The 26,584-nt window shown below is 64.9% G+C and carries 28 protein-coding genes; 10 read left to right on the forward strand and 18 right to left on the reverse strand.

Going from position 1 to position 26,584, the window contains the following annotated elements; genetic code table 11:
- The first annotated feature begins 7 nt into the window (after positions 1-7).
- Positions 8-862 (forward strand): DMT family transporter, encoded by an 855-nt coding sequence (locus tag VEC01_RS19290; protein WP_324902543.1) that lies wholly within the window; start codon positions 8-10, stop codon positions 860-862.
- A gap of 21 nt (positions 863-883) precedes the next feature.
- On the opposite strand, the gene VEC01_RS19295 is transcribed toward VEC01_RS19290, so the two are convergent.
- From VEC01_RS19295 to VEC01_RS19315, 5 genes are all read right to left on the reverse strand, one after another.
- Positions 884-2,077, reverse strand: a complete 1,194-nt coding sequence (locus VEC01_RS19295; RefSeq protein ID WP_324902544.1) for a benzoate/H(+) symporter BenE family transporter — start codon at positions 2,075-2,077, stop codon at positions 884-886.
- A gap of 60 nt (positions 2,078-2,137) precedes the next feature.
- Positions 2,138-3,151 carry a type I asparaginase gene (locus tag VEC01_RS19300; RefSeq protein ID WP_324902545.1) on the reverse strand — a complete coding sequence of 338 codons (1,014 nt, stop codon included), beginning with the start codon at positions 3,149-3,151 and terminating at the stop codon, positions 2,138-2,140.
- A gap of 17 nt (positions 3,152-3,168) precedes the next feature.
- Positions 3,169-3,894 carry an aspartate/glutamate racemase family protein gene (locus tag VEC01_RS19305; protein ID WP_324902546.1) on the reverse strand — a complete coding sequence of 242 codons (726 nt, stop codon included), beginning with the start codon at positions 3,892-3,894 and terminating at the stop codon, positions 3,169-3,171.
- Positions 3,895-4,077: 183 nt separating this feature from the next.
- The gene (locus VEC01_RS19310) at positions 4,078-5,229 is read right to left on the reverse strand and encodes a branched-chain amino acid ABC transporter substrate-binding protein (RefSeq protein WP_324902547.1); all 1,152 of its coding nucleotides are present in this window, start codon (positions 5,227-5,229) and stop codon (positions 4,078-4,080) included.
- A gap of 44 nt (positions 5,230-5,273) precedes the next feature.
- A complete protein-coding gene (locus tag VEC01_RS19315; RefSeq protein WP_324902548.1) occupies positions 5,274-5,831 on the reverse strand; it encodes an Rrf2 family transcriptional regulator in 558 nt (185 codons plus the stop codon).
- Positions 5,832-6,119: 288 nt separating this feature from the next.
- On the opposite strand from VEC01_RS19315, the gene VEC01_RS19320 reads away from it, so the two are divergent.
- The 4 genes from VEC01_RS19320 to VEC01_RS19335 all read left to right on the forward strand — a co-directional run bounded on the left by VEC01_RS19320 (position 6,120) and on the right by VEC01_RS19335 (position 9,594).
- Positions 6,120-6,968: a helix-turn-helix transcriptional regulator gene (locus tag VEC01_RS19320; RefSeq protein WP_324902549.1), complete on the forward strand. Its 849-nt coding sequence runs from the start codon at positions 6,120-6,122 to the stop codon at positions 6,966-6,968.
- Positions 6,969-6,977: 9 nt separating this feature from the next.
- Entirely contained in the window at positions 6,978-7,616 is a 639-nt protein-coding gene (lipB, locus tag VEC01_RS19325) for a lipoyl(octanoyl) transferase LipB (protein WP_324902550.1), read from the forward strand.
- Between the two features lie 61 nt (positions 7,617-7,677).
- A complete protein-coding gene (gene lipA, locus VEC01_RS19330; protein WP_324902551.1) occupies positions 7,678-8,652 on the forward strand; it encodes a lipoyl synthase in 975 nt (324 codons plus the stop codon).
- A gap of 300 nt (positions 8,653-8,952) precedes the next feature.
- Positions 8,953-9,594 carry a phosphatase PAP2 family protein gene (locus tag VEC01_RS19335; RefSeq protein ID WP_324902552.1) on the forward strand — a complete coding sequence of 214 codons (642 nt, stop codon included), beginning with the start codon at positions 8,953-8,955 and terminating at the stop codon, positions 9,592-9,594.
- 78 nt (positions 9,595-9,672) lie between these two features.
- Here the strand turns inward: VEC01_RS19335 and VEC01_RS19340 are convergent, their stop codons facing one another.
- The 7 genes from VEC01_RS19340 to VEC01_RS19370 form a co-directional block, all read right to left on the reverse strand.
- Positions 9,673-10,200, reverse strand: a complete 528-nt coding sequence (locus VEC01_RS19340; protein WP_324902553.1) for a TlpA disulfide reductase family protein — start codon at positions 10,198-10,200, stop codon at positions 9,673-9,675.
- Between the two features lie 50 nt (positions 10,201-10,250).
- Positions 10,251-10,688, reverse strand: a complete 438-nt coding sequence (locus tag VEC01_RS19345) for a DsrE family protein (protein WP_324902554.1) — start codon at positions 10,686-10,688, stop codon at positions 10,251-10,253.
- A 17-nt stretch (positions 10,689-10,705) separates the two neighbouring features.
- Positions 10,706-11,308: a LemA family protein gene (locus VEC01_RS19350; protein ID WP_324902555.1), complete on the reverse strand. Its 603-nt coding sequence runs from the start codon at positions 11,306-11,308 to the stop codon at positions 10,706-10,708.
- Positions 11,309-11,384: 76 nt separating this feature from the next.
- On the reverse strand, positions 11,385-12,026 hold the full coding sequence (locus VEC01_RS19355) for a BON domain-containing protein (protein ID WP_324902556.1): 642 nt from the start codon (positions 12,024-12,026) through the stop codon (positions 11,385-11,387).
- A complete protein-coding gene (locus VEC01_RS19360) occupies positions 12,023-12,616 on the reverse strand; it encodes a phosphoheptose isomerase (RefSeq protein WP_324902557.1) in 594 nt (197 codons plus the stop codon). Before VEC01_RS19360 ends, VEC01_RS19355 begins: the two co-directional genes overlap by 4 nt.
- Positions 12,617-12,707: 91 nt before the next feature.
- Positions 12,708-13,097 (reverse strand): YraN family protein, encoded by a 390-nt coding sequence (locus VEC01_RS19365; protein ID WP_324902558.1) that lies wholly within the window; start codon positions 13,095-13,097, stop codon positions 12,708-12,710.
- On the reverse strand, positions 13,097-14,260 hold the full coding sequence (locus VEC01_RS19370) for a penicillin-binding protein activator (RefSeq protein WP_324902559.1): 1,164 nt from the start codon (positions 14,258-14,260) through the stop codon (positions 13,097-13,099). The genes VEC01_RS19365 and VEC01_RS19370 overlap by 1 nt, the downstream gene beginning before the upstream one ends.
- 12 nt (positions 14,261-14,272) lie before the next feature.
- On the opposite strand from VEC01_RS19370, the gene rsmI reads away from it, so the two are divergent.
- Positions 14,273-15,178, forward strand: coding sequence for a 16S rRNA (cytidine(1402)-2'-O)-methyltransferase (gene rsmI / locus VEC01_RS19375; RefSeq protein WP_324902560.1), 906 nt, complete (start codon positions 14,273-14,275; stop codon positions 15,176-15,178).
- Here the strand turns inward: rsmI and VEC01_RS19380 are convergent.
- The 6 genes from VEC01_RS19380 to VEC01_RS19405 form a co-directional block, all read right to left on the reverse strand.
- Complete coding sequence (locus tag VEC01_RS19380) at positions 15,175-16,212, reverse strand: septal ring lytic transglycosylase RlpA family protein (RefSeq protein WP_324902561.1); 1,038 nt, start codon at positions 16,210-16,212, stop codon at positions 15,175-15,177. The genes rsmI and VEC01_RS19380 overlap by 4 nt on opposite strands.
- Before the next feature lie 223 nt (positions 16,213-16,435).
- Positions 16,436-17,557: a rod shape-determining protein RodA gene (gene rodA / locus VEC01_RS19385; RefSeq protein WP_324902562.1), complete on the reverse strand. Its 1,122-nt coding sequence runs from the start codon at positions 17,555-17,557 to the stop codon at positions 16,436-16,438.
- Complete coding sequence (gene mrdA / locus VEC01_RS19390; RefSeq protein ID WP_324902563.1) at positions 17,557-19,455, reverse strand: penicillin-binding protein 2; 1,899 nt, start codon at positions 19,453-19,455, stop codon at positions 17,557-17,559. The genes rodA and mrdA overlap by 1 nt, the downstream gene beginning before the upstream one ends.
- A 72-nt stretch (positions 19,456-19,527) precedes the next feature.
- Positions 19,528-20,040 (reverse strand): rod shape-determining protein MreD, encoded by a 513-nt coding sequence (gene mreD, locus VEC01_RS19395; RefSeq protein WP_324902564.1) that lies wholly within the window; start codon positions 20,038-20,040, stop codon positions 19,528-19,530.
- Positions 20,037-21,401, reverse strand: a complete 1,365-nt coding sequence (gene mreC, locus VEC01_RS19400; RefSeq protein WP_324902565.1) for a rod shape-determining protein MreC — start codon at positions 21,399-21,401, stop codon at positions 20,037-20,039. The genes mreD and mreC overlap by 4 nt, the downstream gene beginning before the upstream one ends.
- Positions 21,402-21,501: 100 nt before the next feature.
- Complete coding sequence (locus VEC01_RS19405; protein WP_057290805.1) at positions 21,502-22,545, reverse strand: rod shape-determining protein; 1,044 nt, start codon at positions 22,543-22,545, stop codon at positions 21,502-21,504.
- Between the two features lie 265 nt (positions 22,546-22,810).
- On the opposite strand from VEC01_RS19405, the gene gatC reads away from it, so the two are divergent.
- From gatC to gatB, 4 genes are read left to right on the forward strand one after another with little or no spacing between them, the layout of a single operon-like run.
- A complete protein-coding gene (gene gatC, locus VEC01_RS19410; protein ID WP_324902566.1) occupies positions 22,811-23,113 on the forward strand; it encodes an Asp-tRNA(Asn)/Glu-tRNA(Gln) amidotransferase subunit GatC in 303 nt (100 codons plus the stop codon).
- A gap of 38 nt (positions 23,114-23,151) precedes the next feature.
- Positions 23,152-24,612 (forward strand): Asp-tRNA(Asn)/Glu-tRNA(Gln) amidotransferase subunit GatA, encoded by a 1,461-nt coding sequence (gatA, locus tag VEC01_RS19415; RefSeq protein ID WP_324902567.1) that lies wholly within the window; start codon positions 23,152-23,154, stop codon positions 24,610-24,612.
- Positions 24,609-25,103 carry a hypothetical protein gene (locus tag VEC01_RS19420; protein WP_324902568.1) on the forward strand — a complete coding sequence of 165 codons (495 nt, stop codon included), beginning with the start codon at positions 24,609-24,611 and terminating at the stop codon, positions 25,101-25,103. Before gatA ends, VEC01_RS19420 begins: the two co-directional genes overlap by 4 nt.
- 17 nt (positions 25,104-25,120) lie before the next feature.
- On the forward strand, positions 25,121-26,581 hold the full coding sequence (gatB, locus tag VEC01_RS19425) for an Asp-tRNA(Asn)/Glu-tRNA(Gln) amidotransferase subunit GatB (RefSeq protein WP_324902569.1): 1,461 nt from the start codon (positions 25,121-25,123) through the stop codon (positions 26,579-26,581).
- The last annotated feature ends 3 nt before the right edge of the window (positions 26,582-26,584 follow it).

Here is a 26,584-nt window from a genome sequence, read left to right on the forward strand (position 1 = left end):
GCGGCCGATGAATCCGGGCGTCTCCATCCTTCTTCTGGTCACGCTGGTCTGGGGCACCACCTTTCCGCTGCTGAAATCGGCAGCGGCCGACCTGAGCGGCGTGGAAATTTCCGCCTGCCGCTTCCTGGTGGCGACCCTGTGCATGCTGCCCTTCCTGCTGAAGGCGCCGCGCCGGACCTGGCGTGACGGCGCGCTGCTCGGCATATTCGCGCTCGCCTCCTACATCACCCAGGCCTACGGCCTGCAGTTCATCTCCTCGAACCGCAGCGCCTTCCTCACCAGCCTGAACGTGCTGATGGTGCCCTTTCTCGGCCTGGCGTTCGGCGGCCGGCTGTCCTGGCCGGTGGCGCTCGCGGCATGCTTTGCCTGCCTCGGGATCGGACTGATGTCCTGGGAAGGCGGAGGCCATCTCGCCGGCGACGCCGCGACCATCATCTGTGCGCTGGCGTATGCGCTGCATGTGATCCTGCTGTCGCAGCGCTCGAACCGGCATGAAGCGCGTCACCTCGCGGCGGTGCAGATCGTCGTGATGGCGGTGCTGGCCAACCTGTGGATGCTGACCCAGCCGTCAGCCACGCTTGCCACGCTGCCGGCGCGCGTCGCGCCGCACCTCGCCACGCTGGCCTACCTCGGCGCGGTGGCCACCGCCGGCATGCTGTTCCTGCAGGCGGTCGGCCAGCGCCGGGTTGCCGCCGACAAGGCGGCGCTGATCTTCTCGCTGGAACCGGTGTTTGCCGCGCTGTTCGGATGGATGTGGCTGAATGAAGTGATGGGATGGCGCGGCGTCACCGGCGGTGCGATCGTGATCGGCGCGCTGCTGCTGAGCGAGCTGCGCCTCGGGCAGCGGAAAACCGGCGCCTGAGCACACGGCCTCTCCTGCCGGTCATTTCCCGTGCGCTTGCTGCGGCGGGGCCGCTTTCCGGTAGCGCAGCGCCAGCAGCGCGATCACGCCCGCCACCAGCCCCCAGAATGCCGAGCCGATGCCGAACAGGGTCACCCCCGATGCGGTCACGAGGAAGGTCACCAGCGCCGGCTCCCGTTCGCTCTCGTTGCCCAGCGCGGCGGCCAGGCCGTTGCCGATGGTGCCGAACAGCGCCAGTCCGGCGATGACCAGCACCAGCTCTTTCGGGAACGCGGCGAACACCGCGCCGACGGCGGCGCCGAATACGCCGATGAGCAGGTAGAAGCAACCGGCGGCAACCGCCGCGACGTAACGCCGCGCGGGATCCTCATGCGCCTCGCGGCCCATGCAGATGGCGGCGGTGATCGCGGCGAGGTTCAGCGCGTAACCGCCAAACGGCGCCAGCAGCAGATTGGCCACGCCGGTCCAGCCGATCACCGGCGAGATCGGCACCGCATAGCCGGAGGCGCGGATGACGGCCACTCCGGGCACATTCTGCGACGCCATGGTCACCACGAACAGCGGCAGCGCCACGCCGATCAGCGCCGGCAGGGAGAACACCGGCATCACGAATTCCGGCCGCGCCAGGTCTAGCCGCACGCCCTCCAGGCGCAACAGCCCCTGTGCCGCGGCAATCGCAATGCCCAGCGCAAGCGTCGCTATCACCGCATAGCGCGGAAAGGCGCGCCGGCCCAGCAGGTAGGCCAGGAACATCAGGAACGCGAGCAGGAACTGCGTCTTCATCGCGGTAAACACGTCCATGCCGAAGCGCAGCAGCACGCCGGCCAGCATGCCGGACGCGAGGGAGACCGGGATCCGGTTGATCATGCGTTCGAACCAGCCGGAAAAGCCGGCCACGGTAATCATCGCCGCCGATACCAGGAAGGCTCCGGTTGCTTCGCCGATCGTCACGCCGGCGGCGCCGGTGATCAGCATTGCCGCGCCCGGCGTCGACCAGGCCGTCACCACCGGCACCCGGTAGCGCAGCGACAGCAGGATGCAGGTCAGGCCCATGCCCAGGCCGAGCGCCCACATCCAGGACGCCACCTGGGCGGCACTGGCGCCGACCGCATTGGCGGCCTGGAACACGATGACGGCGGAGCTGGTGAAGCCGACCAGCACGGTAACGAAACCCGCGATCACGGCGGGCAGGGAAAGGTCTCTGATCAGACGCATCGGAAAAGCGCCGGGCGGCGGTGGCGAGAAGACGGGCTAGTGAGTCAAGCCGCTAGCGTATCACACGCTCAGCTCGCCGCTCAGGTCGCGCAGGAACTCGGCGCGCAGCGCATCCGGCGCCAGGCCGAGCGCCAGCAGGTGATGCAGCTTCGCGAAAACCGCCTCGAAGGTCATGTCGCGGGCGCCGATCACGCCGGCAGCCGTCATGCCGGCGCCGGCGGCATAGGTGCCGATCGCCACCTGCCCATGCATCGCCTGGCTGCAGGCGACGACGACGGTGCCGCGTTCGTTTGCGCGCGCCAGCATGTCGAGCAGTGCCGGGTCTCGGTCGGGCGCATTGCCGGCCCCATAGCATTGCAGCACGACCGCTGCGGGATCCAGGTCGAACATCGCCCGCAACGCGGCGGCGGGCAGGCCCGGAACGAAGCGCAGCGGCAGGATCAGCGGCGTGCCGTAGTCTGGCAGCGCGAAGCGCTCGGCGGCGGCGCGCGGCAGCAGCGCCGGCATGTTCAGGCGCGTCTGGATGCCGACTTCCGCCAGCGGCGGGTAATTCGGGCTGTCGAAGGCCGCCATGCGCTCGGTGCTGGTTTTCGTTGCACGATTGCCGCGCAGGAGCAGGCCGTTGAAGTAGATCGTGACTTCATTGATCGCATCCGATGCCGCCAGCTGCAGCGCGGCGGCCAGGTTTTGCGGCGCGTCCGAACGGGCTGCGCTCAGCGGAATCTGGGAGCCGGTGACGATCACCGGCTTGCGCAGCCCCTGCAGCATGAAGGACAGCGCGGCGGCGGTGTAGGCCATCGTATCCGTGCCGTGCAGCACGACGAAGCCGTCGTAATCCTGGTAGCGCGCAGCGATGTCGCGCGCGATCGTCTGCCAGTCCTTCGGGGTGGCGTTGGCGCTGTCGATCGGCGCCGGGTAGGCATGCAGCGTGTAGTCCGGCAGCGCATCGCCGTAGCTTGTCAGCAGCGCGGCGAGCGCTGCCGAAAAACCCGGCATCGGAGCATAACCCTGTGCGGTCATCGCCATGCCGACCGTACCGCCGGCATAGATCAGTCCGATGTGTTTTCTGTCCATCGCGTTGCCACCGTTCGTTATTCGGGCTGCATGCCGTTGGCCAGCCGCGCCAGCTTGTGCGCGACCAGAGCGGTCACGTCGACCAGGCGCTTGCGCCCGTCGACGCGCGGTATCAGCGGCAGTTCGGTGCAGGCGAGAAGTACGGTGTGCGCGTCCAGCGCATCGAGGATCTCGAGGAAGCGCTCCCGGATGCCGGGGCCGTTGCCGCCCTGCGCCTTCACGTCGTAAATGAGGCGATGCAACTGTTCGGCCTGCGCCGGGCCGGGAAGTTCGACCGCGAACTCTGCGCCGAGCTTGCGGTAATGCGACCAGGGGCCGAGATCGGTCACCGGGCGCGCGCCCAGCAGCGCGACGCGCCCGATCCGGTTGGCGCGCAGGTGGTCGCGCACCGCGTCGGCAAAGGATACCAGCTTCGCCGGCAGTGCCAGCGCTTCGAGTTGCGGTTGGTAGTAGTTCAGGGTATTGCAGGCGATCGCGTAATAGTCGACGCGCTCTGCGATGGCTTCCGCTGTTGTACGAAGGCATTTCCAGACGGCCGCGTCGTTGGCTTCGAGTTCCATCGACAGGCCGAGCGTCGCTTCCGACAGGATGGTGACGTCGGGTGCGTCGAGGTCGCCGCGAAAGCCGTTGCCGCGCAGTTCGCGGTTTGCCTGCAGCAGTTTGTGCCACAGGTCGATGCCAGCCTCGGGGCCGGAACCGGTGATGATGCCGATCTTCTTGCGGGAAGCGGGATTGAATTGCATTGCCGACTCGCGTGATGCGCGAAATGCAGAAGGTTTTGCCAGCAGATATCCGCTCGCCACCGCTCGCGGGGCGGCACCCTCCACCCGGCGTTGCCAGGCGTCAGATGCTGCGGACAGGGTTTGGTGTTGCGCGCCGGGCGCCGGCGGCGGCTTGCATCGCCGCCGGCGCCCGCGGGACGAAAATTACTTCGTCACGGTTACCACTTCACGCTTGCCGCCCTTGTAGGTGTACAGGGTCAGCGTGCCTTCCTTGATGTCGCCCTTGTCATCGAAGGCGATGTTGCCGGTCACGCCCTGGTGCTTGATCTTGGCCAGTTCCGGCAGGTACTTCGCCGGCTCGGCGGAACCCGCCTTCTTCATCGCCTCGACCATTACCATCACCGCGTCATAGACGTACGGTGCATAGATCTGCACGTCGGCATTGAACTTCTTCTTGAACGCGGCGCGGAAGTCTTCCATACCCTTCTTCTGGGTATCTTCCACACCGCCTGCCTCGGCGCACACCACCTGGTTGTCGCCCATCGCGTCGCCGGCCAGCTTGGCCAGCGCTTCGGAGCAGATGCCGTCGCCGCCCATGAACTTGGCGTTGATGCCCAGCGCCTTCATCTGGCGCAGCATCGGGCCTGCCACCGCATCCATGCCGCCGAAGAACACCGTGTCCGGGTTCTTGGACTTGATCGAGGTCAGGATCGCGTTGAAGTCGGTCGCCTTGTCGTTGGTGAACTGGCGCACGATTTGACCGTCGGGGATGCCCTTGCTCTTGACGCCCTTGATGAACTCATCGGCCACGCCCTGGCCGTAGGCGGTGCGGTCATCGATCACGGCAATGACCTTGGCCTTGTTGATCTGCACCGCATAGCGGCCCAGCGTGCCGCCCAGCTGGCCGTCGTTGGCCACCACGCGGAACGCGGTCTTGAAGCCCTGCTGGGTGTACTTCGGATTGGTCGCGGACGGAGAGATCTGCGGAATGCCGGCGTCGAAGTAGATCTTGGAGGCCGGGATCGTGGTGCCCGAGTTCAGGTGGCCGATCACGCCGTTGACCTTGGCGTCGACCAGCTTCTGCGCCGCAGCGGTACCTTGCTTCGGATCGGCGCCGTCGTCTTCGGCCAGCAGTTCGAACTTGGCTTTCTTGCCGCCGATCATCACGCCCTTGGCGTTGAGCTCGTCGATCGCCATGCGCGCGCCGTTTTCATTGTCCTTGCCCAGGTGAGCGATGGCGCCGGAGATCGGGCCGACGTGGCCGATCTTGACCACCAGTTCCTGGGCCGATGCCGCTCCTGCAAAGGCAAATGCAATCGCGCCAGCCAGCGGAATCAGTTTAGTCTTGAACTGCATATTATTGTCTCCTAAGGAAATGAAGAAAGGTACTGCGAGGGTGCCTATGCAGGAATCTGCACGGGCGAGAAACCGGTTTCGTGGCTGGCAAGCGCCAGATCGAAGTCGTCCATGCCGGGGTCCGCGAGCGGACGGTGCACCGCGGGGAACATTCCGGCGGCGCTGATTTTCAGCCTGTCGAGCGAGAACTGGCGCAAATGCTTGAATACGCTCTGATTGATCGTGATCATCGCCTGCATCACGAGCAGGTCGACATCGGTCGGCGCACGGCCCGGCGCAGCGGCTCTGGCCGGCGTCCGGGACCGCCCCTGCTGTTCGGCGAGCACGCAGCGGAACACGTCTTCCAGCGTCACCAGGCTCGGGTCGCAGGTCAGGGTCCACTTGTCCGCGTCCTGCGGGTCCTGGCGCAACAGGCCGGCGCGCACCAGCGCGCCGCACAGCCGCGACAGCTCCTTGCTGCTGCGGCCGGTTGCTTCTTCGAGTTGCTCGACGCTCACCGCGCGCGGCGCGCGGGAGACCAGTTTGGCGAGAATTTCGGTGGTGGCGAAAAAGCGGTCATGCAACGCGCCATTGCCGAGGATGCAGTCTTCAACAGTAACCATCAATGTCTCCTTTGTAAGGTGATACCGCCTCGTGGCGCGCCGGTTTTTGACCGCTCTGCCACGGACAGCCTTCCAGCCCGGATCTTGTTGTTCTTGTCTTGTTGTTCTTGTTGTTCCTGCGGGTTGCGCTGCAATTCTGTTACCACAAAGCAGTGGCAACAGGTTGGCAACTTTAGGGATAAACGGGCGGGAATACCATTTCGCTAACTGACGCGACTTGATGCTCCCTGATGCTAAAATAGCGCCAAATAGCAACACTTGGCTTCCCATTAGGAAAGAAAAAAAGATATGGCGCCTCCCCTCGACGCGAACAAAACCGTCCACCCGGCGCAAAGGGAGTTTTGCGCCAACCTGCGCATGCTGTGCAGCTATTACCGCTCGGTCGCCGATGTCTGCCGCAAGCTCAACCTGAACCGCGCGCAATTCAACCGTTATCTGAACGGCACCAGCAAGCCGTCCAGCCACACGCTGGAGCGCATCTGCGATTTCTTCGGCGTCGAGCCGGCGGAAATCTACCTGCCGCGCGAGCACTTCCACCAGATCGTGCAGGTGCGGCCGAAGCAGCGCACCGAACATGCGCTGTTTACCGACCACATCGCGCGCCTGCAGCACCAGTCCACCGGCAAGTTCGACAAGTACCTCGGCTACTACTACGAGTACTATCATTCGATGAGCGCCCCGGGCAAGGTGCTGCGCGGGCTGGTGCACATCTTCCTGCACGAGGGCGCGGTCTACCATGAGCGCCTCGAGCGCTTCCCGCAGCATGCGAACCTCGACGAAACCTACAAGTGCAAGTACGTCGGCGGCACCTTTTACCTGAACGACCGCATCTTCCTGGTCGACTACGAGTCCCTGACCGGCAACGAAATCGCGCAGACGGTGCTGTTCCCGACCTACAAGAACAAGGTGGCGCGGCTGTCCGGCCTGATGCTCGGCGTCTCCTCCGGCAACCAGCGCTCGATCGCCTGCGCCAGGGTAGTGTTCGAATTCCTGGGCAAGAGCATCGACATCCGCAAGGCGATGCGCCTGTGCGGGCTGTTCGACCCGGCGCAGGGCGCGGTCGACCCGACCATCCTGAAGGTGATCGACAATTCTCCGCACAAGGACCAGCACCACTTCTATACGATTCCGCTGTAGAGTTCGGGAATGCATACGCCCGCCATCATCGACCGCGGCGTCGAGCCGTACGACGCCAGCTTCGCCGCCATGCGCGAATACACCGGCGCGCGCACGCCGGATTCGCAGGACCAGCTGTGGATCGTCGAACACCCGCCGGTGTTTACGCTCGGCCTGGGAGCCGATCCGTCCCATGTGCTGGACGCGCACGGCATTCCCGTGGTGCAGACCGACCGCGGCGGCGAAGTGACCTACCACGGCCCGGGGCAAGTCGTGATCTATCTCTTGATGGATTTGCGCCGCAAGCCGGGCGCCCGCCTGTATGCGCGCGAGTTCGTGAACAAAATCGAACAGTCGGTCATAAACACCTTGCGGGCGTATAATCTGGACGGTGAGCGCAAGCCCGGCGCGCCCGGCATCTACATGGCCGGCGGCGACTGGAAAGGCGCGAAGATTGCGGCGCTCGGCCTGAAGGTGCGCGGCAACGGCTGCACCTACCACGGCGTATCGCTGAATGTGGCGATGGACCTGTCCCCGTTCTCCTGGATCAATCCCTGCGGATACGCCGGCATGGCGACCGTGGACATGAAAACCGTCGGTGCCATCGCACCGCTGCGCGACGTGCAGCTGGCGCTGGCTCACAACCTGATCGATTTATTAACGGCGTAGCGTGCAAGGCATGCTGCGCTTGTCGCCCGCCGAAGCGGCTGGCGAGGAAACGGCCCGCTCCATGACCATCGAAAAAGACACCCCCGCCGCCCCCGCGTACAACCCGAGCGAGAAGCAGAAAGGCGCCGGCAAGACGGCACGCATCCCGATCAAGATCGTGCCCGCGGAAAAGCTGGCCAAGCCGGACTGGATCCGCGTCAAGGCGGGTTCTCCGTCGACCCGCTTCTACGAGATCAAGGACATCCTGCGCGAGAACAAGCTGGTCACGGTCTGCGAGGAAGCAAGCTGCCCCAACATCGGCGAATGCTTCGGCAAGGGCACGGCCACCTTCATGATCATGGGCGACAAGTGCACCCGGCGCTGTCCGTTCTGCGACGTCGGGCACGGCCGGCCCGATCCGCTCGATCCGAACGAACCGGGCACGCTCGCGAAAACCATCGCCGCGATGCGTCTCTCCTATGTGGTGATCACCTCGGTCGACCGCGACGACCTGCGCGACGGCGGCGCCGGCCATTTCGCCGACTGCATCCGCGAAGTGCGCGCGCTGTCGCCCGCGACCCGCATCGAAATCCTCACGCCGGATTTCCGCGGCCGCATGGAACGCGCGCTCGAAGCGCTGAAAGCGGCGCCGCCGGACGTGATGAACCACAACCTGGAAACCGTGCCGCGCCTCTACAAGGAAGCGCGTCCGGGCGCCGACTACGCGTTCTCATTGAGCCTGCTCAAGCGCTTCAAGGAACTGCATCCGGAGGTGCCGACCAAGTCCGGCCTGATGGTCGGGCTGGGCGAAACCGACGAGGAAATCCTGCAGGTGATGCGCGACCTGCGCGAGCATGGCGTCACCATGCTGACCATCGGCCAGTACCTGATGCCGTCCGGCGACCACTTGCCGGTTCGCCGCTACGTGCATCCGGACACCTTCAAGATGTTCGAGGCTGAAGCCTACAAGATGGGCTTCGCGCACGCCGCCGTCGGCGCGATGGTGCGCAGCTCCTACCATGCGGACATGCAGGCGCACGGCGCCGGCGTGGTCTGAGCGGGCTGCAACCACCTGCGGCAGTCGCGTCCGGCGCCACATCGGCGTCCCCCCCTTTGAGAAAAGGTAAGGGGCGCCGCGTCCTTTGGCCGACAATGAGAAAAGCGCGTCCGGTCGAGACGCGCCATGTTTTCCTTTTTCGACGCTGGCCGCATGTTCCGCCTGAAACCGCTCCCCCCGCCTGCAACCGTCCTGCCGCACGCGCCGCCCCGACCGACACGCCTGCTTCCCGTCAGCCGCAAAGAAACGGTTACAAATAAGCACGAACTTCTACGCTGACGTCATGCCTTATCAACAACTATGATCGACTGGACGGATATTTCAAATTACGGCGATGTGACCATCACGTCGCTGGCCGCTGCAGCGATTGCTGCGTGGCTGTTCGTGGAAGATGAAAAACGCCTGGCGTTCTACTGGAGCACGCTGTTCGCCGGCGCAATGGGCATCGTCATCGCCACCAAGATGGCATTCATCGGCTGGGGCATCGGCATCCGCGCGATCGACTTCGCCGGCTTCAGCGGACATGCGATGCGCGCCGCCGCCGTGCTGCCGGTGCTGTTCTACCTGATCCTGCAACGCGCGCCCGGCCGCGTACGCGCGCTCGGCATCGTGCTCGGCTTCGCGTGTGCGACGGCAATCGCGGTGTCGCGCGTTGTGCTCCATACGCACTCCGTGTCCGAGGTCGTCGCCGGTTTTCTGCTCGGCATGGCGGTCAGCGGGAGTTTCATCCGCGTCGCGCATGAATCGCTGAGCAAGCATGTGTTCAAGCCCTTGCGCATCGTGCTCAGCATGCTGGCCCTGCTGCCGGCGCCCTATGTACATCCGGCGCCAACGCAATTGTGGCTGACCGAGATCACGCTGTATGTGTCCGGCCATGAGCAGCCGTTCCCGCGCAGCGAGTGGCGCGAGGGCAGAACGCTCAGGGCGCCGCCGGCGCGCTGAAGCAACGAAAAAAAAGCGCCCGCCGGGCGCTTTTTTCATTGCTGCGGCGCCTGGAGCGGGACAGTGCAGGCAAGGGGCCTACGCCGCGAGTGCTTTTTCGATCAGCTGATGCAAGGCTGCGAAGTCCGGCTCGCCGACATAGCGCTTGATGATGCGGCCTTGCTTGTCGATCACATAGGTGGTGGGGGTGAGCTTCACGTCGTCGAAGGACTTCGCGATGTCGCCCCGGGTGTCGAGCGCCACACGGAACGGCAACTGCCGGGTCTGCGCGTAGTTCAGCACGTAATTCGGCGGATCGTAGCTCATTGCAACGGCGACGAAATCCAGTCCCTTGTCCTTGTACTTGTTGTAGGTCTGGACCATCTGCGGCATTTCTTTAATGCAAGTGGTGCAGCTCGTCGCCCAGAAATTGACCATCACGACCCTGCCGCGCAGGCTTTGCATGCTGACCGTCTCGCCGGACAGGCTGGTAAAGCTCACTTCCGGCGCCGGCTGGCTGCCGGACAGGGAGGAATAAGCGAAGGCACCCGCGGCAATCACGGCGGCGGCGCCGATTGCCTTCAGCAGGGTCCGCTTGCCGGACGAGGAGAGAATTTCGGGTTGCATGAACGGATCGGGAACCTAATGGGGGACCCGATCATTATAGTCGCTGCGGTTCAGGGGCGCAGGTAGACGAAGCCCTCGCGCGCCTGCAGGCGCGCGGCTTCGACGACGCCGGACGGAACGAGCTTCACGCCGGGCAAGACCTGCGACACGGGAATGTCGTGCGCGGCAAGCGTGTTGTTGCACAGCCTGAATTCGACGCCCTGCTGCTGCAGCGCCGCCACCTGCGCATCGAATGGCTTGCCGCTGCGTTCGCGCGCGCCGGACAGCAGGAAGCGGACGCCGTCGCCGTTGGCGACCACCACGATCTTCGTGTCGGGCTCCGCGCGAAGATGGTTGCGCATATTGCCCATCGCACGCGCGGCCTGGTCGATGCCGTCGGCAAGGTGGTACACCACCCTGACCGGTTCTTGCGCAGCCACGGCTGGGCTGGCACCGAGCATCATCGCCGCCAGGCCGGCGGCGAGCAGTCTCAGGAAGGATCGTCGCATGCGTGTGTTCCAGTGAGTCAGGTTGGGAAAACGGTATGGCCCGCCGCCGCATTGCGCGGTACGCTCGTCCCGTCCGACTGCAGCGGCTCGGCGGGGCGGAACGCGAACAGGCCTGCGATGACGGATACGGGGAATTGCGCGCGCGACGCATTGTAGTGCGCGGCGCTGTCATTGTAGACCTGGCGCAGCGCCGCGATCCGGTTCTCGGTGCCGTTCAATTCTTCGACGAGCTGCAGCATGTCCTGGTTCGGCTCGAATCCGGCGCTGGCCTTCAGTGCCCCGAACATCCTGCCGAGCGCGCCGGCAAGCGCATCCTCGGCGGCGGCCATGCGCCGCACTCCCTCGCGGTCGAACGAGGCGCCGGCAAGCTTCGCATCCGTACTGATCGCATGGTTGCGGGCGTCCACCACGGCCTCCAGCACATCGCGCTCCTGCTTCAGCCAGGCGCTCGCCGATTCGACGAGGTCGGGGACGAGGTCGTGGCGCCGCTCGTGCTGCGCCATGACCTGTGCCAGCGTCCCGGCGACCTGCTTTTGCAGGGCGACAAGGCGGCTGTAGGCGCCGACCGCCCAGAACAGCATCACCAGGACGAGCACAAGCAGGATGATGGGTCCGGTCATTCTTTTCCCCAAAGAAAAAGGCCGCAAATCTTGCCGATCTGCGGCCTACTATAGCACCCGGAAAACCGGGCCGCGGTCATTTTCTGATGACGTCGTCCGAAGTCCTGCTCAGCTGTTTCAGGTCGTCATCCGAGATGTATTCGAAGACCTTCACCACGCGATTGACGCCGCTGACGCCGCGCGCGACCTCGGCGGCCAGCTGGCCCTCGCGCTGCGTGACGCGCCCCATCAGGTAGACCGTGCCGCGCTCGGTCACCACCTTGATCGAGTTCGCATACAAGTCCTTCGCGTCGACGAAGGCGGCCTTGACCTTGCCGGTGACCAGGGAATCATTGGAGCGCGAGGTGAAGCTTGATACGCCGGCGATTTCGAGATCATTGACGATCGACTGCACGCCTTCGATGTTGGCGACCTCGCGTTCGACCGCGGCCTTCATCGCTTCGTCGCGGACTTCGCCGGTCAGCAGCACCTTGCGGTTGAAGCTGGTGACATTCACATGGCCGGCATTGCCCACCAGGTTGGCCACACGCGTCTCGCCCTTGAACAGGATCGCCTTGTCTTCGGTCTGCGCGCCGAAGGTGCGGCGGTCGGTTGCCGCCAGCGTGCCGACCACCGCCGTGCCGACCGCCATCTCGATGCACCCCTGCAGGCTGATCGCAACGCTGCCGCACAGCAGTGCGGCCGCCAGAGGACGTTTCAGGCGCGTCCATTTGTTCATGTACTTTCCTCCCCGAATAACGCGACGTCGATGCCGTCGCACAAACAATGAATCGTCAGCAGGTGCACTTCCTGGATGCGCGCGGTGCGGTCATGCGGCACGCAGATATGCACGTCGGCATCGCTCAGCCTCCTGCCGATCGCGCCGCCGCCCTTGCCGGTCAGCGCGATCACGCGCATGTCGCGCTCCAGCGCGGCGTCCACCGCCGCCAGCACGTTCGGCGAATTCCCCGACGTCGACAGCGCGAGCAGCACGTCGCCCGACTGCCCGAATGCCTGCACCTGCTTGGCGAAGATCTCCTGGAAGCTGTAGTCGTTGCCGACCGCCGTCATGATCGAGGTATCGGTCGTCAAAGCCAGCGCCGGCAGCGGCAGGCGCTCGCGCTCGAAACGGCCGACCAGTTCGGCGGCGAAATGCTGGCAATCCGCTGCGGACCCGCCATTCCCGCAGGCAAGGATCTTGTTGCCATTAGACAATGCCGTGAACATAAGTTCCACGGCCTGCGCGATCGGCTCCGCAAGGAGCGCCGCGGCCTTCGTTTTCAGTTCGGCACTTTCCTGGAAGTGCGCCTGGATGCGTTGGTTTGTCATAGTGTGGGGATTATAGTGCACACCCGTGGGCAAGACGCCGCGCGGCAACAAAAAGCTGCGCTGCATGCTTGTGAAATGGAAACAGAATGTTTCAGGCTTCGATCGCGTTCTTCAGCCATTCGAGCGCGCTGCCGTCTGACGCGCTGCCATCGATGGCGATCACGTCGAAACGGCAGGGCGGCGGATTGCGGTAGCGCTGCAGGAAGGTCTGGGCCGCCAGCACCAGGCGCGCCTGCTTGCGTGGCGTCACGCTTGCCGCCGCGCCGCCGAAGTTGCGGTCGGCGCGCTGGCGCACCTCGACGAACACCAGAGTGTCGCCGTCCTGCATCACGAGATCGATTTCGCCACCCTTGCAGCGGAAGTTGCGCTCGACCGCGCGCAGTCCCTGGCGCTGCAGCCAGGACAGCGCACGGTCCTCGGCCGCATCGCCGGCGGCCTGCTTCGCAGTGCGCCGCTGCGCAATCGCGTCGAACAGGCCCATCAGCGCGCCTGGCCGACGGCGATCACGCTTCCTTCGCGATAAACCGCCGGCTGCGCGCTGCGCGCGAAGGAAAACTGCGCCTGGGTGAAGCGCACCGTCAGCTTGCCGGTGACGCCGTCGATCTCGAAGTTTGAACGGCGCGCCGCGATTTCCCTGGCTACGCGATAGGCGTCGATGCCGAGCGCATACAGCCGCTCGAAGTCCGCGTTGCGCTTCTGGTCGGCGGCCACCACCAGGCGCGGATACACCATCACCGCCGGATGGTCGGGTTGCAGCTGCCAGGGGATGTCGAGCAGGCGGGTGCCGTCCATGTCCAGCGCGCGCTCCCCCTCTGCGCGATCGGACAGCGCGAACGGATTGAGCTGCGAGGTGCCGTACAGCGGAACGCCCTTGCCCATCACCGCGCGCACCTGGCGCGCCTGGCGCGCATCGAGCGCGAGGAAGATCACCGCGGGCTTGTCGGTCTCGATCTGTTTTTTCAGCTGCAACAGTTCGCGCCCGTTCAGGAAGCCGTCATTGGCGGCCAGCTCCAGCGGCTCCGCCTCGCGCTTTTTCTGCTGCCACTCGGTTTCAAAGGCTTTCGCGGCGCGCCGCTGCCAGGCAGTCGGCGTAAACAGCACCAGAGCCCTGCCCGGTTTGGCGTCGCGCGCGGCCCAGCTGGCGACCTGGCGCGCCTCTTCTTCGATCGACAGGCCCATCAACAGCATTTGCGGCGGCACGCTCACCTCGCCGTTCTCCGCCGCTTCCGGCGGTGTGAGCGCAATGGTCGGCTTGGACACGCCACCCGCCTGCGCGACAGCCGCCACGCCGGAGCGCGACAGCGGGCCGACCACGACGTCGCTCATCGCGACCGCGGCGTTGTAGCCGGACAGGATGTCCTGCGGCGCATCGCCGGTTTCGACAATGTTGATCGCCAGGCCGTCGTTCTCGCGTTCGTAGGCGGCCTGGAATCCGGCCCGCACCATTTCCGCCGGCTCGCGCAGAGTAGCCGAGCGCAGCGGCAGCAGCAGCGCGATGCTCACCGTCCTTTCCGTCGTCGACAGGTCGACCGCTCCGGTTTCCGCCTGCGCCACCGTGGTCGCAGTTGTGTTTGCCTGCGCGGGCAGGCACAATCCGCAGAACGCGATGCCCAGCACCGCCAGTGTTGCCCTCAGGCCCGACATCCGATTCTCCTCATGCCGCCATCCACACCCAGCGCCCTGTCCCTCGATGCCATCATGGGGGAAGTTGCGCAGCAGATTTATCCTTTGTCCACATTATATGTGGTCGCGACACCCATCGGAAATGCGGGGGACATCACGTTGCGGGCGCTCAATGTGCTGTCGCTCGCCGATGCGGTGGCCTGCGAGGATACGCGCAATACGGCGCAACTGCTGCAGCGCTACGGCCTGGCCAAGGAACTGATCGCCGCGCATGAGCACAATGAACGCGAAGCGGCGGAACGGCTCATCGCGCGGCTGCAGGGCGGCCAGCGCATTGCGCTGGTGTCCGACGCCGGCACGCCGGCGGTATCCGACCCGGGAGCGCGCATCGTCGACGCAGTGCGCACGGCCGGCCTGCGCGTGATGCCGCTGCCCGGCGCATCGGCGGCGGTCAGCGCGCTGTCGGCGAGCGGGCTGGTGGACGATTGCTTTTTCTTTGCCGGCTTTCTTCCGGCAAAGGCAAAGCAGCGCGAAGCGCGCCTGCTGGAGCTGAAGCCGCTCGGCGCCACCCTGGTCTTCTATGAAGCGCCGCACCGCATCGCAGAAACGGCGGAGGCGCTGGCGGCAACGCTTGGCCCCGGGCGCCAGGTGGTCTTTGCGCGGGAACTGAGCAAGCTGTTCGAGGAGATCCACCGCTGCACGCTGGCCGAGGCGCCCGCCTGGCTGGCGGCGGATGCGCACCGGCACAAGGGCGAGTTCGTGGTGCTGGTGCAAGGCGCGGCCGCGCAGGGCGACGACGGCGATGCGGAAACGGACCGCGTCCTGCAGATCCTGCTGCAGGAATGCCCGGTGAAGCAGGCCGCATCGCTCGCGGCGCAGATCACCGGACGCAAGAAGAACGCGCTGTACGAGCGCGCGCTGCAGCTGAAGGACGGCTAACGCTGCACGATCATCGGCTTGTACGGCCCGCTCTGCTGCAGGCGCTGCGCGGCCGCCGCGGCCTCCTCGCGCGTCGCGAACGGCCCGCTGTACAGACGGAAGTACGGTTTCGATTCCACGATTTCCATCGCCGGCAGGGATACCGCGCCGCTCTGCAGCACGCGGTTGCGGATGGCTTCCGCATTCGCCCGCTGCCCGAACGCGCCCAGCTGCAGGTAGAACCCCTGGCCAGGCGCTGCGGCCCCTGCGGGGGCTGCGGCCGGCTGCGCGGCGGGCAGTGGCGCGAGCGGGCGCGGCGCTTCCGGCCCGGCCAGGCTCACCGGCGTCACCATCGCCGTGCCTGGCACAGCGTCGGCTTTGCCCTTGCCCATGCGCGCGATTTCCTGTGGCAGCAGGCGTTCGACTTCCAGCTCGCTGCTGCCGCTGCCCAGGTAGCCGAGCTTGAGCGCCGCGGTGTAGGACAGGTCGATGATGCGCCCCGAATGGAAGGGACCGCGGTCGTTGATGCGCACGATCACCTGCCTGCCGTTGGCCAGGTTGGTCACACGCGCATAGGACGGGATCGGCAGCGTCGGATGCGCGGCCGTCATCTTGTACATGTCGTAGGGCTCGCCGGAAGAGGTCTTCTGTCCGTGGAATTTGCGGCCGTACCAGCTGCCGACGCCGCGCTGCCGGAACGGGACGTCCTCGACGGATGGCGTGTAGGTCTTGCCGAACACGGTATAGGGCCGGTTGGCGCGCGTGGAATAGGGTTCGATGCGCGGTTCGGCATCGGGGGTATCGAGCAGGCCCTCAGGCGGGTTCTCGCCGGGGCCGTCGTCCATGTAGTACCCGCCGCGTCCGGAACCGGCCGGCGGCAGCGCGGGCAGGCCGGAAGGCGCCTTCGGAGCCGGGCGCGCGGCGGGCGGCGTCTCGGCCGGCGGCGGCGTCACCGTCGGCGCGCTGCCGCAGCCGGTCAGCGCCAGCGGCGGAAGCAGCAGCGCCAGCAGCTGCGCGGCATGGCGGCGCCAAAGGCCATGGTTCCCAGACAACATCGCATTTCTCCCTTTTCCCGGTTACGCGGCCGGCGTAACAAAAAGCGGCGCGCAGCAGCATGGTGTCGCGCGCCGTACATGAATTGATGGGCGAACGGCGAAGCGCCGTTCAATCGGGAAATAGTTTGCACCGGCAAAGAAGTTGCCGCAAGAACAGAATGCTCGTGACTCTTTCGGCCATCCGGTTAGGCGCGCCGGAACGGCGGTTCCGGCGCAAGGGCCTTCAGGTCTGGACCAGCTTGCGATGCCTCTGGATACTCATCAGCATGCCGATGCCGAGGCCGAGCGTGACGAACGCGGTGCCGCCGTAACTCATGAACGGCAACGGCACGCCGACCACCGGCAGGATGCCGCTGACCATGCCCATGTTGACGAACGCGTAGGTAAAGAACATGAGAGTCAGCGCACCGGCCAGCAGGCGGCTGAACAGCGTCGGCGCGTTGGCGGCGATGAACATGCCGCGGCCGATCAGCATCAGGTACAGGATGAGCAGCGCGATATTGCCGACCAGCCCAAACTCCTCCGAGTAGACCGCGAAAATGAAGTCGGTGGTCCGCTCGGGAATGAATTGAAGATGGCCCTGGGTGCCGTTCATCCAGCCCTTGCCCATCATTCCACCGGAACCGATCGCGATCATCGACTGGATGATGTGGAAGCCCTTTCCGAGTGGGTCGGAGGTGGGGTCGATCAGCGTCATCACCCGCTGCCGCTGGTAGTCATGCATCATGGACCAGCCGATCGGCAGGAAGGCGGCGCCGGCAAGCGCCAGACCGATGATGATCTTCCACGGCAGGCCGGCCAGGAAAATCACGTAGAAACCGGACGCCATGACCAGCAGCGCGGTGCCGAGGTCGGGCTGCTTCATGATGAGCGCGACCGGCACCATCAGCAGCATGGCGGCGACGATGAACTCCGGGATGCGGATCACGCTTTCGCGTTTCTGGAACCACCATGCCAGCATCAGCGGGGTCGCGATCTTCATGATCTCCGACGGCTGGATGACCACCCCGACATTGATCCAGCGCTGCGCGCCCTTCTTGATGATGCCGAACAGTTCGACGCCGACCAGGAGCGCGACGCCGACCAGGTAGATCGGCACCGCCAGCCGCATCAGCATCTGCGGCGACACGTTGGCCGCGACCCACATGATCAGCACCGACAGCAGGATGTTGCGCAGGTGCCCCTCCAGCCTTCCGGGGAAGTCGATCCCGGCCGACACCATCGTGACGGTACTGGCAAGGAAAATCAGGCCGACGATGAGCGTCAGCTGCCAGTCGAACACCAGGAAATAGGGTTTGAGGGTGGGCCAGACCGCCCGCTTTTCACCCAGGCCGACAGTCGCCATCAATCTCCCTCCACCTCAATCGGTTGCGCCGCCGTTTCCTTCGACTCGGGCCGCTTGCCAAGCAGGTAGTAGTCGAGGGCGAGGCGCGCGATCGGCGCCGCCGCGGCCGCGCCGAAGCCACCGTTCTCCACGATCACGGCCAGCGCGATGCGCGGATTGTCGGCCGGCGCGAAGGCGATGTACAGCGAGTGGTCGCGATGGCGCTCGGGCATCTTCTTCGCATCGTATTTCTCGTTGCGCCCCAGGCCGATCGCCTGCGCGGTGCCGGTCTTGCCGGCGGAGACGTACTCGGCCTTGGCGAACGCGCGCGACGAGGTGCCTTCCTTCACGACGCCTGCCATCGCATTCTTCACGAAATTGACGTTTTCCTGCTTGAGCGGGATGCGATAGCTCTCCTTGGGCACGGTCAGCGTCTGCTCCTTGGTGACGCCGTCCTCGATCGTCTTGACCAAGTGCGGGCGCATCACGACACCGTTGTTGGCCAGGTTCGCCATCGCATGCGCAAGCTGCAGCGGCGTGTAGGCGTTGTACCCCTGGCCGATGCCGACCGAAACGGTTTCGCCTGCGTACCACTTCTTGTGCTCCGGCTTCTTGTAGGCGTTGCGCTTCCATGCAGTCGACGGCAGCACGCCGGCGCGCTCGTTCTCCAGGTCGATGCCGGTGATCTGGCCGAAGCCGAAGGGCTTCATGAAATCATGGATGGTATCGATGCCGAGGTCGTTCGCCAGCATGTAGTAGTAGGTATTGCACGACACCACGATCGACTTGTACATGTCCACCATGCCGTGCCCGCCCACCTTGTCGTCGCGGAAGCGGTGGCTGCCGAACCAGAAAAAGCCGGGGTCGGCGATCGCCTGGTTGGGCGTGCGCTTGCCCGTCTCCAGCGCCGCCAGCGCCATGTAGGGCTTGAAGGTCGAGCCGGGCGGATAGGTGCCGATCAGGGGACGGTTGAGCAGGGGGCGGTCGATGGAAGTGTTCAGTTCTTCCCAGCTTTGCGCATCGATGCCTTCCACGAACAGGTTGGGGTCGAAGGTCGGCTTCGATACATAGGCGAGGATGTCGCCGGTGGCTGGTTCGATCGCGACCAGCGCGCCGCGCCGGTCGCCGAAGGCTTCCTCGACGATCTTCTGCAGCTCGATGTCGATCGACAGAATCAGGTTCTGGCCCGGGGTGGCCGCTGTTCGGGAGAGCGTGCGCACCGCGCGCCCGCCCGCGGTCACCTCGACCTCTTCGTAGCCGGTGCGCCCGTGCAGGATGTTCTCGTACTTCTTTTCCAGGCCTTCCTTGCCGATGTAGTCGGTCCCGGCGTAATTCGCCGCATCTTCCATTTCCTCGATGCGCTTGGCGTCGCGCTGGCTGATGCGGCCGATGTAGCCGATCACGTGCGACGCGGTTTCGCCCAGCGGATACTGGCGGAACAGGCGCGCCTGGATCTCGACGCCGGGGAAGCGGTAGCGTTGCGCGGTGAAGCGCGCCACCTCCTCGTCGGTCAGACGGGTGCGGATCGGCACGCTCTCGAAGTTCTTCGCTTCTTCCAGCAGACGGCGGAAGCGGCGGCGGTCCTTGGGCTGGATATCGACCACGGACGACAATTCCTCGATCACTCCGTCCAGGGTGTCGGCGATCTTGGACGGCGTGATTTCCAGGGTATAGGCCGAGAAATTGCGCGCCAGGACGACGCCGTTGCGGTCGAGGATCAGGCCCCGGTTGGGCACGACCGGCACCACCGAGACCCGGTTGTCCTCCGCCTGGCTCGCGTAGTCGCTGTACTTGAACACCTGCAGCCACAGGAAGCGTGCGAACAGCAGGCCGAAACAGATGAACACGAACACGCCCACCACCGAGAGGCGGAGGCGGAAGAAATGCAGTTCCTGTTCAGTGTTCTTAAACTCGGTCATGCGGATTCAAGGTTGGTATAACCATGTGTTCTGCCCTGCGGCACAGGGATTCGGATGCAAAGACGCGCCGCTTCAGATCGGCCGCGTGTCGTCCCTGTCGACGGCGCGTCGTTGCGGCGCCAGCAGGATCCAGGTGACGACCGGCCACAGCGCTGCCGTCACCAGGCTTTCCAGGAAATAGAGCCAGCCCGGAAAATTGCCGCTCACCATGACACGGATCAGCAGCTGGACGAACTGCATCAGGAACAGCAGCGGCAGCACATGCAGGGTCTGCGTCGACACCTTGAACCAGAGCACGCGGCGGTGGATCATGATCGCGAAATACGACAGCAAGGTGTATGACAACGCGTTTTCCCCGAGCAGGGTCGCGTCGTGCACATCCATCAGCAGTCCCATGAAAAAGGCGATGCCGATGCCCACCTTGCGTGGCTGGTGGATGCTCCAGAAGACCAGGACCAGCGCAACGAAATCGGGAATGCCCACCCATTGCCCCCACGGCAGCAGGTTCAGCAGGAACGCGACGATCAGACTGGCGACGATGAACAGTGGATTCGCCGGTAACAGGATGTATTGCGGGCGGTTCATGGCGTGACTCCCTGCGGTGCGGCGGGCGCTGCTGCGGGCGCTGCTGCAGGCGTAGCCGCCGGCTTGGGCGGCGTGGCTGCCGCAGGCTTTGCAAGGGCGGCTGGCGCGGGTCTGGGCGCTGCCGCTGCTGCCGGTTGTGCTGCTGCCGGTTGTGCTGCTGCCGGTTGTCCTGCTGCCGGTTGTCCTGCTGCCGGTTGTGCTGCTGCGGGTTTCGCTGCTGCCGGCTTGTCTGCCGATGGCTTCTGCGTCGCGGCGGCCGGCACTGCCGCTGCCGGCGAAGGTTTCGCTGCTGCCGGCGCCGCCGGCGCTGGCGTGGCAGGCTTGTCCGAAGCGGGCGCCGCCGCTGCGGTCGGTGTCACTGCCGCCGGGCCGTTTGCGGGAATCGCTGCCGCCGGCACCTGTTGGGCTGCTGCTGCGGCGGCGGTGGCAGCGGTCCCCGCCGCGGGCTGCTTCGCGGCTTCCTTCGCCGCCTCACGCTTTGCCGCCTTTTCCTTCTTCGGATCTTCCGGCGCCGGGCGCGGCGGGAAATTCATTTCAGTCAGCAGGATCAGCAGCTGGCGGTTGCGATCGATGCCGGCCAGCGGCTGGCAGACGATGCGCGCAAACGCGTCGGAGGACTTGCGGTCCACCTGAGTCACCTTGGCGACCGACAGGCCGGCTGGGTAGACCCCGTCGATGCCGGAAGTGACAAGCATGTCGCCGTTCTCGATGTCGGCATTGGCAGGCATGAAGCGCAGGTCGAGCGCGCCCGAGTGGCCCTGTCCATAGGCGATGCTGCGCAGTCCGCTGCGCACGACCTGGACCGGAATCGCCTGGTCCTTGTCGGTCAGCAGCGTCACTTCGGCGGTGAACGGAAACACGCGCGTCACCTGTCCGACCACGCCGACGTCGTCGATCACGGGCTGGCCCTGGGCCACGCCATGGCTGGTGCCGCGGTCGACGATGATCTTGCGGGTAAAGGCGTCGCGCGCGTCGTACAGGATTTCGGTCATCACCGACTTCACGGCCAGCCGCTCGTTGGCCGAGAGCAGCTTGCGCAGGTGGGCGTTTTCCGCCGACAGCTGCTGCACCTGCTGCAAGGTATGGCCGTTGGCGATCTGCTGCTCCTTCAGGCCGCGGTTCTCCTTCTGCATCGCCGACAGCGACGAAAAATAGTCGCCGACCATGTAGGCGGCGTCGCGCGGCAACAGGGCCACGACCTGCAGCGGATAGAGCACGGTGCCGACCACCTGGCGGATGGCGCCGAGCGAACGCAGTCGCGAGTCGGCCACCAGCAGGATCAGCGCAATGAGGGAAAAGAACACCACTTTGGCGCGGGCGGATGCGCCTTGCTTGAAAAGTGGCGGCGGACTGTAATCCATCAGGGTCTAACGAAGAATGCGAAATGTGACCGAGAATTTCCGTCCATCGGCGCGCCTTGCGCGGTTCCGGCAAGGCGCGTCAAGAGAAACATCGTGTCGATTACTCGTAGGAGAAGATCGAGCCCAGCTTGTCCATGCGTTCGAGCGCCATGCCGGAGCCGCGCACCACGCAGGTCAGAGGATCTTCGGCGACGATCACCGGCAGGCCGGTCTCTTCCATCAGCAGACGGTCGAGGTCGCGCAGCAGCGCGCCGCCACCGGTCAGCATCATGCCCTTTTCGGCGATGTCGGCGCCCAGTTCGGGCGGCGTCTGCTCGAGCGCGTTCTTCACGGCGGACACGATGTTGTTGAGCGGGTCGGTCAGCGCCTCCAGGATCTCGTTGGACGAAATCGTGAACGAGCGCGGAATGCCTTCGGACAGGTTGCGGCCCTTGACTTCCATTTCCTTGACTTCGGAGCCGGGGAATGCGGAGCCGATTTCCTTCTTGATCGCTTCGGCGGTCTGCTCGCCGATCAGCATGCCGTAGTTGCGGCGGATGTAGTTGACGATCGCTTCGTCGAACTTGTCGCCGCCCACGCGCACCGATCCCTTGTACACCATGCCGCCCAGCGAAATGATGCCGACCTCGGTGGTGCCGCCGCCGATATCGACCACCATCGAACCGGTCGCGTCGGATACCGGCAGGCCGGCGCCGATCGCGGCGGCCATCGGCTCTTCGATCAGGTAGACCTGCGAGGCGCCTGCGCCGAGCGCGGATTCACGGATCGCGCGGCGCTCGACCTGGGTGGAGCCGCAGGGAACGCAGATGATGATGCGCGGAGACGGCTTGAACAGCTTGGAGTCGTGCACCATGCGAATGAACTGCTTGAGCATCTGCTCGGTGACGGTGAAGTCGGCGATCACGCCGTCCTTCATCGGGCGGATCGCCTCGATGTTGCCCGGCACCTTGCCCAGCATCTGCTTGGCTTCCTTGCCGACGGCCTGGATGGTCTTCTTGCCGTTGGGACCGCCCTGCTGGCGAATTGCCACCACTGAAGGCTCGTCCAGCACGATACCCATGTTGCGCACGTAGATCAGCGTGTTGGCCGTGCCAAGGTCGATCGCCAGGTCGTTAGAAAAATAGCTGCGTAAAAATCCAAACATGTATTGTCCCGATGCGCATCCGCATGCGCTTTGCATTGCTGGTGAAAACCTCTGGTCCGGCGACATGTCAAATCCGTCATCGCCGGCGAGGTATTAACCCATCATTCTACCTTATAATTTAGCCGAAATTAGCCAGTGGAAACTCTAAAAATGCGTGCCGGATACAAGCCAGTTCGCGCCTTTTGACAAGTTTTTGCAACAATTAGAAAACATTTTATTCCCTTGAAAACAGCGGTCCCTCACCGACCGCCCAACCCTTTCCATCATGTCACTCGACCTCTCCGATGTTAAGCGCCTGGCCCGCCTGGCGCAGCTCGACCTGAACGAAGAACAGGCCGGCAAAACCCTGGACAAGCTCAACGGCATCTTCTCGCTGGTAGAGCAGATGCGCGCAGTGGACACCGCCGGCATCGAACCGCTCAATCATCCGATCGCCGCCCACCAGGACGATGTCGCACTGCGCCTGCGCGAGGACGAGGTCACCGAACCGAACCAGCGCGACGACTACCAGAAGGTCGCACCCGCCACGCAGGACGGCCTGTACCTCGTCCCTAAGGTCATCGAATAACATCCGCCCGCGCCACGAGCCGCACGCTTACCCATCCTATGCATACCAAGACACTCAAAGAACTCTCAGCACTGCTGCAGGCTAAACAGGTATCGGCCACCGAGCTGGCAAAGATGTATCTCGACCGCATCCGGCAAAGCGACCTGAACGCCTTCCTCCACGTCGATGAAGCGCTGACGCTGGAGCAGGCATCGGAAGCCGACGCGCGCCTTGCCAGGAATGACACGACGCCGCTCACCGGCATCCCGATCGCGCACAAGGACATTTTTGTCACGCGCGGCTGGCGTTCCACCGCCGGCTCGAAGATGCTCTCGAACTACATCAGCCCCTTCGATGCAACTGTCGTCGAACAGTTCCGTACGGCAGGTATGGTCACCCTCGGAAAATTGAACTGTGATGAATTTGCCATGGGCTCGTCGAACGAGAACTCGTTCTTCGGGGCGGTGAAGAACCCGTGGGACAGGCAGGCGATCCCGGGCGGCTCGTCCGGCGGCTCGGCCGCGGCGATCGCCGCGCGGCTGGCGCCGGCGGTGACCGCCACCGACACCGGCGGCTCGATCCGCCAGCCGGCTGCGCTGTGCGGCGTCACCGGCATCAAGCCGACCTATGGCCGGGTGTCGCGCTTCGGCATGATCGCTTTTGCATCCTCGCTCGACCAGGGCGGCCCGATGGCGCAGACCGCGGAAGACTGCGCGCTGCTGCTCAATGCGATGACCGGCTTCGATCCGCGCGATTCGACCAGCCTGGAGCGTCCGGCGGAAGACTTCGGCCGCGAGCTTGACAAGCCGCTCTCGGGGCTGAAGATCGGCGTGCCGCGTGAGTACTTCGGCAAGGGCCTGGCCGCCGATGTCGAGCAAGCGGTGCGCACGGCGTTGCGCGAATACGAGAAACTGGGCGCGACGCTGGTCGACATCTCGCTGCCCAAGACCGAGCTGTCGATCCCGGTCTACTACGTGATCGCGCCGGCGGAAGCCTCGTCCAACCTGTCGCGTTTCGACGGCGTGCGTTACGGCCATCGCGCGCAGGAATACAAGGACCTGGCCGACATGTACCGCAAGTCGCGGGCGGAAGGCTTCGGCGACGAGGTGAAGCGCCGCATCCTGGTCGGCGCCTACGTGCTGTCGCATGGCTACTACGATGCCTACTACCTGCAGGCGCAGAAGATCCGCCGCCTGATCGCGCAAGACTTCCAGGAAGCGTTCAGGCAGTGCGACGTGATCATGGGCCCGGTGTGTCCGACGGTGGCCTGGGACATCGGCGACAAGGCCGACGATCCGGTCGCAAACTACCTGGCCGACATTTTCACGCTGTCGACCAGCCTGGCCGGCCTGCCCGGCATGTCCATCCCCTGCGGCTTCGGCCAGGGCGACAAGAATGCGAAGCGCCCGGTCGGCCTGCAGATCATCGGCAATTACTTCAACGAGGCGAAGCTGCTGAACGTCGCGCACCAGTACCAGCTCGCCACCGACTGGCACAAACGCACCCCGGAAGGCCTATGAACGCAAACGTCCGCATGACCGTCGCAGCAGCCCTGCTTTGCGCAGGCGCCGCTCCCGCCGCCGCCCAGCAGCTCGACACGCACTTCTCGTGCAGCGCCTCGCGCTCGGAAGACGGCGAGCGGGTGACCTATGCGGACAACGGCGAAATCCGCATCAGCGGCAACCGTGTCGAAGTCTTCCACTGGGAGTCGGCGCTTTACCGCAGCACCCACGGCTACGACTGCAACATCGACGAAAACGACGGATTGACCGCCGAGGTGCGCAACGAAGCGCCGAAGGTGCAATGGCGCGTGGCGCTGGAAGATGCGCTGAAGGCGCGCAGCAAGCGAGGCTACGATTTCAGCCGCGGCATGAGCTGCACCATCCGGCTGGAGCAGGAGGGCGACATGCTGACGCTCAAGCCGACCTGCCCCGCGCTGTGCGGATCCCGGTCCAATTTTTCCGAACTGACGGTGAACCTGAAGACCGGCCAGTGCCGCTATCACGAATAAAACAAGGACACACTACTATGCAATGGGAAGTCGTCATCGGCCTCGAGACCCACGCTCAACTCTCGACCCAATCGAAAATCTTCAGCGGCGCCTCGACCCGGTTCGGCGCCGAGCCGAACACCCAGGCCTGCCCGGTCGACCTGGCCCTGCCCGGGGTGCTGCCGGTGATGAACAAGGGCGCGGTGGAGCGCGCGATCCAGTTCGGGCTGGCAATCGGCGCCAAGGTGGCCCCGCAGTCGATCTTCGCGCGCAAGAACTACTTCTACCCCGACCTGCCCAAGGGCTACCAGATCAGCCAGTATGAAATCCCGGTGGTCCAGGGCGGCACGATTTCCTTCGTGCTGGAAAAGGACGGCAAGGCCGAGATGAAGACCGTGCAGCTGACCCGCGCGCACCTCGAGGAAGACGCCGGCAAGTCGCTGCACGAGGATTACCACGGCATGAGCGGCATCGACCTGAACCGCGCCGGCACCCCGCTGCTGGAAATCGTGACCGAACCCGACATGCGCAGCGCCGCCGAGGCGGTTGCGTATGCGAAGGCGCTGCACTCGCTCGTGGTCTGGCTGGGCATCTGCGACGGCAACATGCAGGAAGGCTCGTTCCGCTGCGACGCGAACGTGTCGGTGCGCCCGCTCGGCCAGAAGGAATTCGGCACCCGCTGCGAGATCAAGAACCTGAACTCTTTCCGCTTCCTGGAAGAGGCGATCAACTATGAAGTGCGGCGCCAGATCGAGCTGATCGAGGACGGCGGCAAGGTGGTGCAGGAAACCCGCCTGTACGATCCGGACCGCAAGGAAACCCGCTCGATGCGCAGCAAGGAAGACGCACAGGATTACCGTTACTTCCCCGACCCCGATTTGCCGCCGCTGGTGATCGCGCAGGAATGGATCGAGCGCGTGAAGGCGTCGATGCCGGAACTGCCCGGCGCGATGCGCGAGCGCTTCGTGAAGGATTACGGCTTGCCGGAATACGATGCGTCGGTGCTGACGCAGTCCAAGGCGATGGCTGCCTACTTCGAAGCGGTGGTCGAAAAGGCCGGCAAGGAACAGGCGAAGCCCGCAGCCAACTGGCTGATGGGCGACGTGTCCTCCACGCTGAACCGGGAAGGGGTCGATATCGCACAGGCACCGGTGAAGGCGGAACAGCTGGCGCTGCTGCTCAAGCGCATCGCCGACGGCACCATCTCGAACAAGATCGCCAAGGAAGTGTTCGGCGCGATGTGGGAGACGCCGTCCGACAAGGAGAGCGCGGCCGACGACATCATCGAAGCCAAGGGGCTGAAGCAGATTTCCGACAGCGGCGCGCTGGAAAAGATCGTCGACGAGGTACTGGCGGCGAATGCGAAGTCGGTCGAGGAATACCGATCCGGCAAGGAAAAGGCATTTAACGCGATCATCGGCCAGGCGATGAAGGCGACCAAGGGCAAGGCGAATCCGGCGCAGCTGACCGAGCTGCTGAAGAAGAAACTGGCTGCGTAAGCG

This window comes from Noviherbaspirillum sp., assembly GCF_035627455.1.
Taxonomy (GTDB): Bacteria; Pseudomonadota; Gammaproteobacteria; order Burkholderiales; family Burkholderiaceae_D; genus Noviherbaspirillum.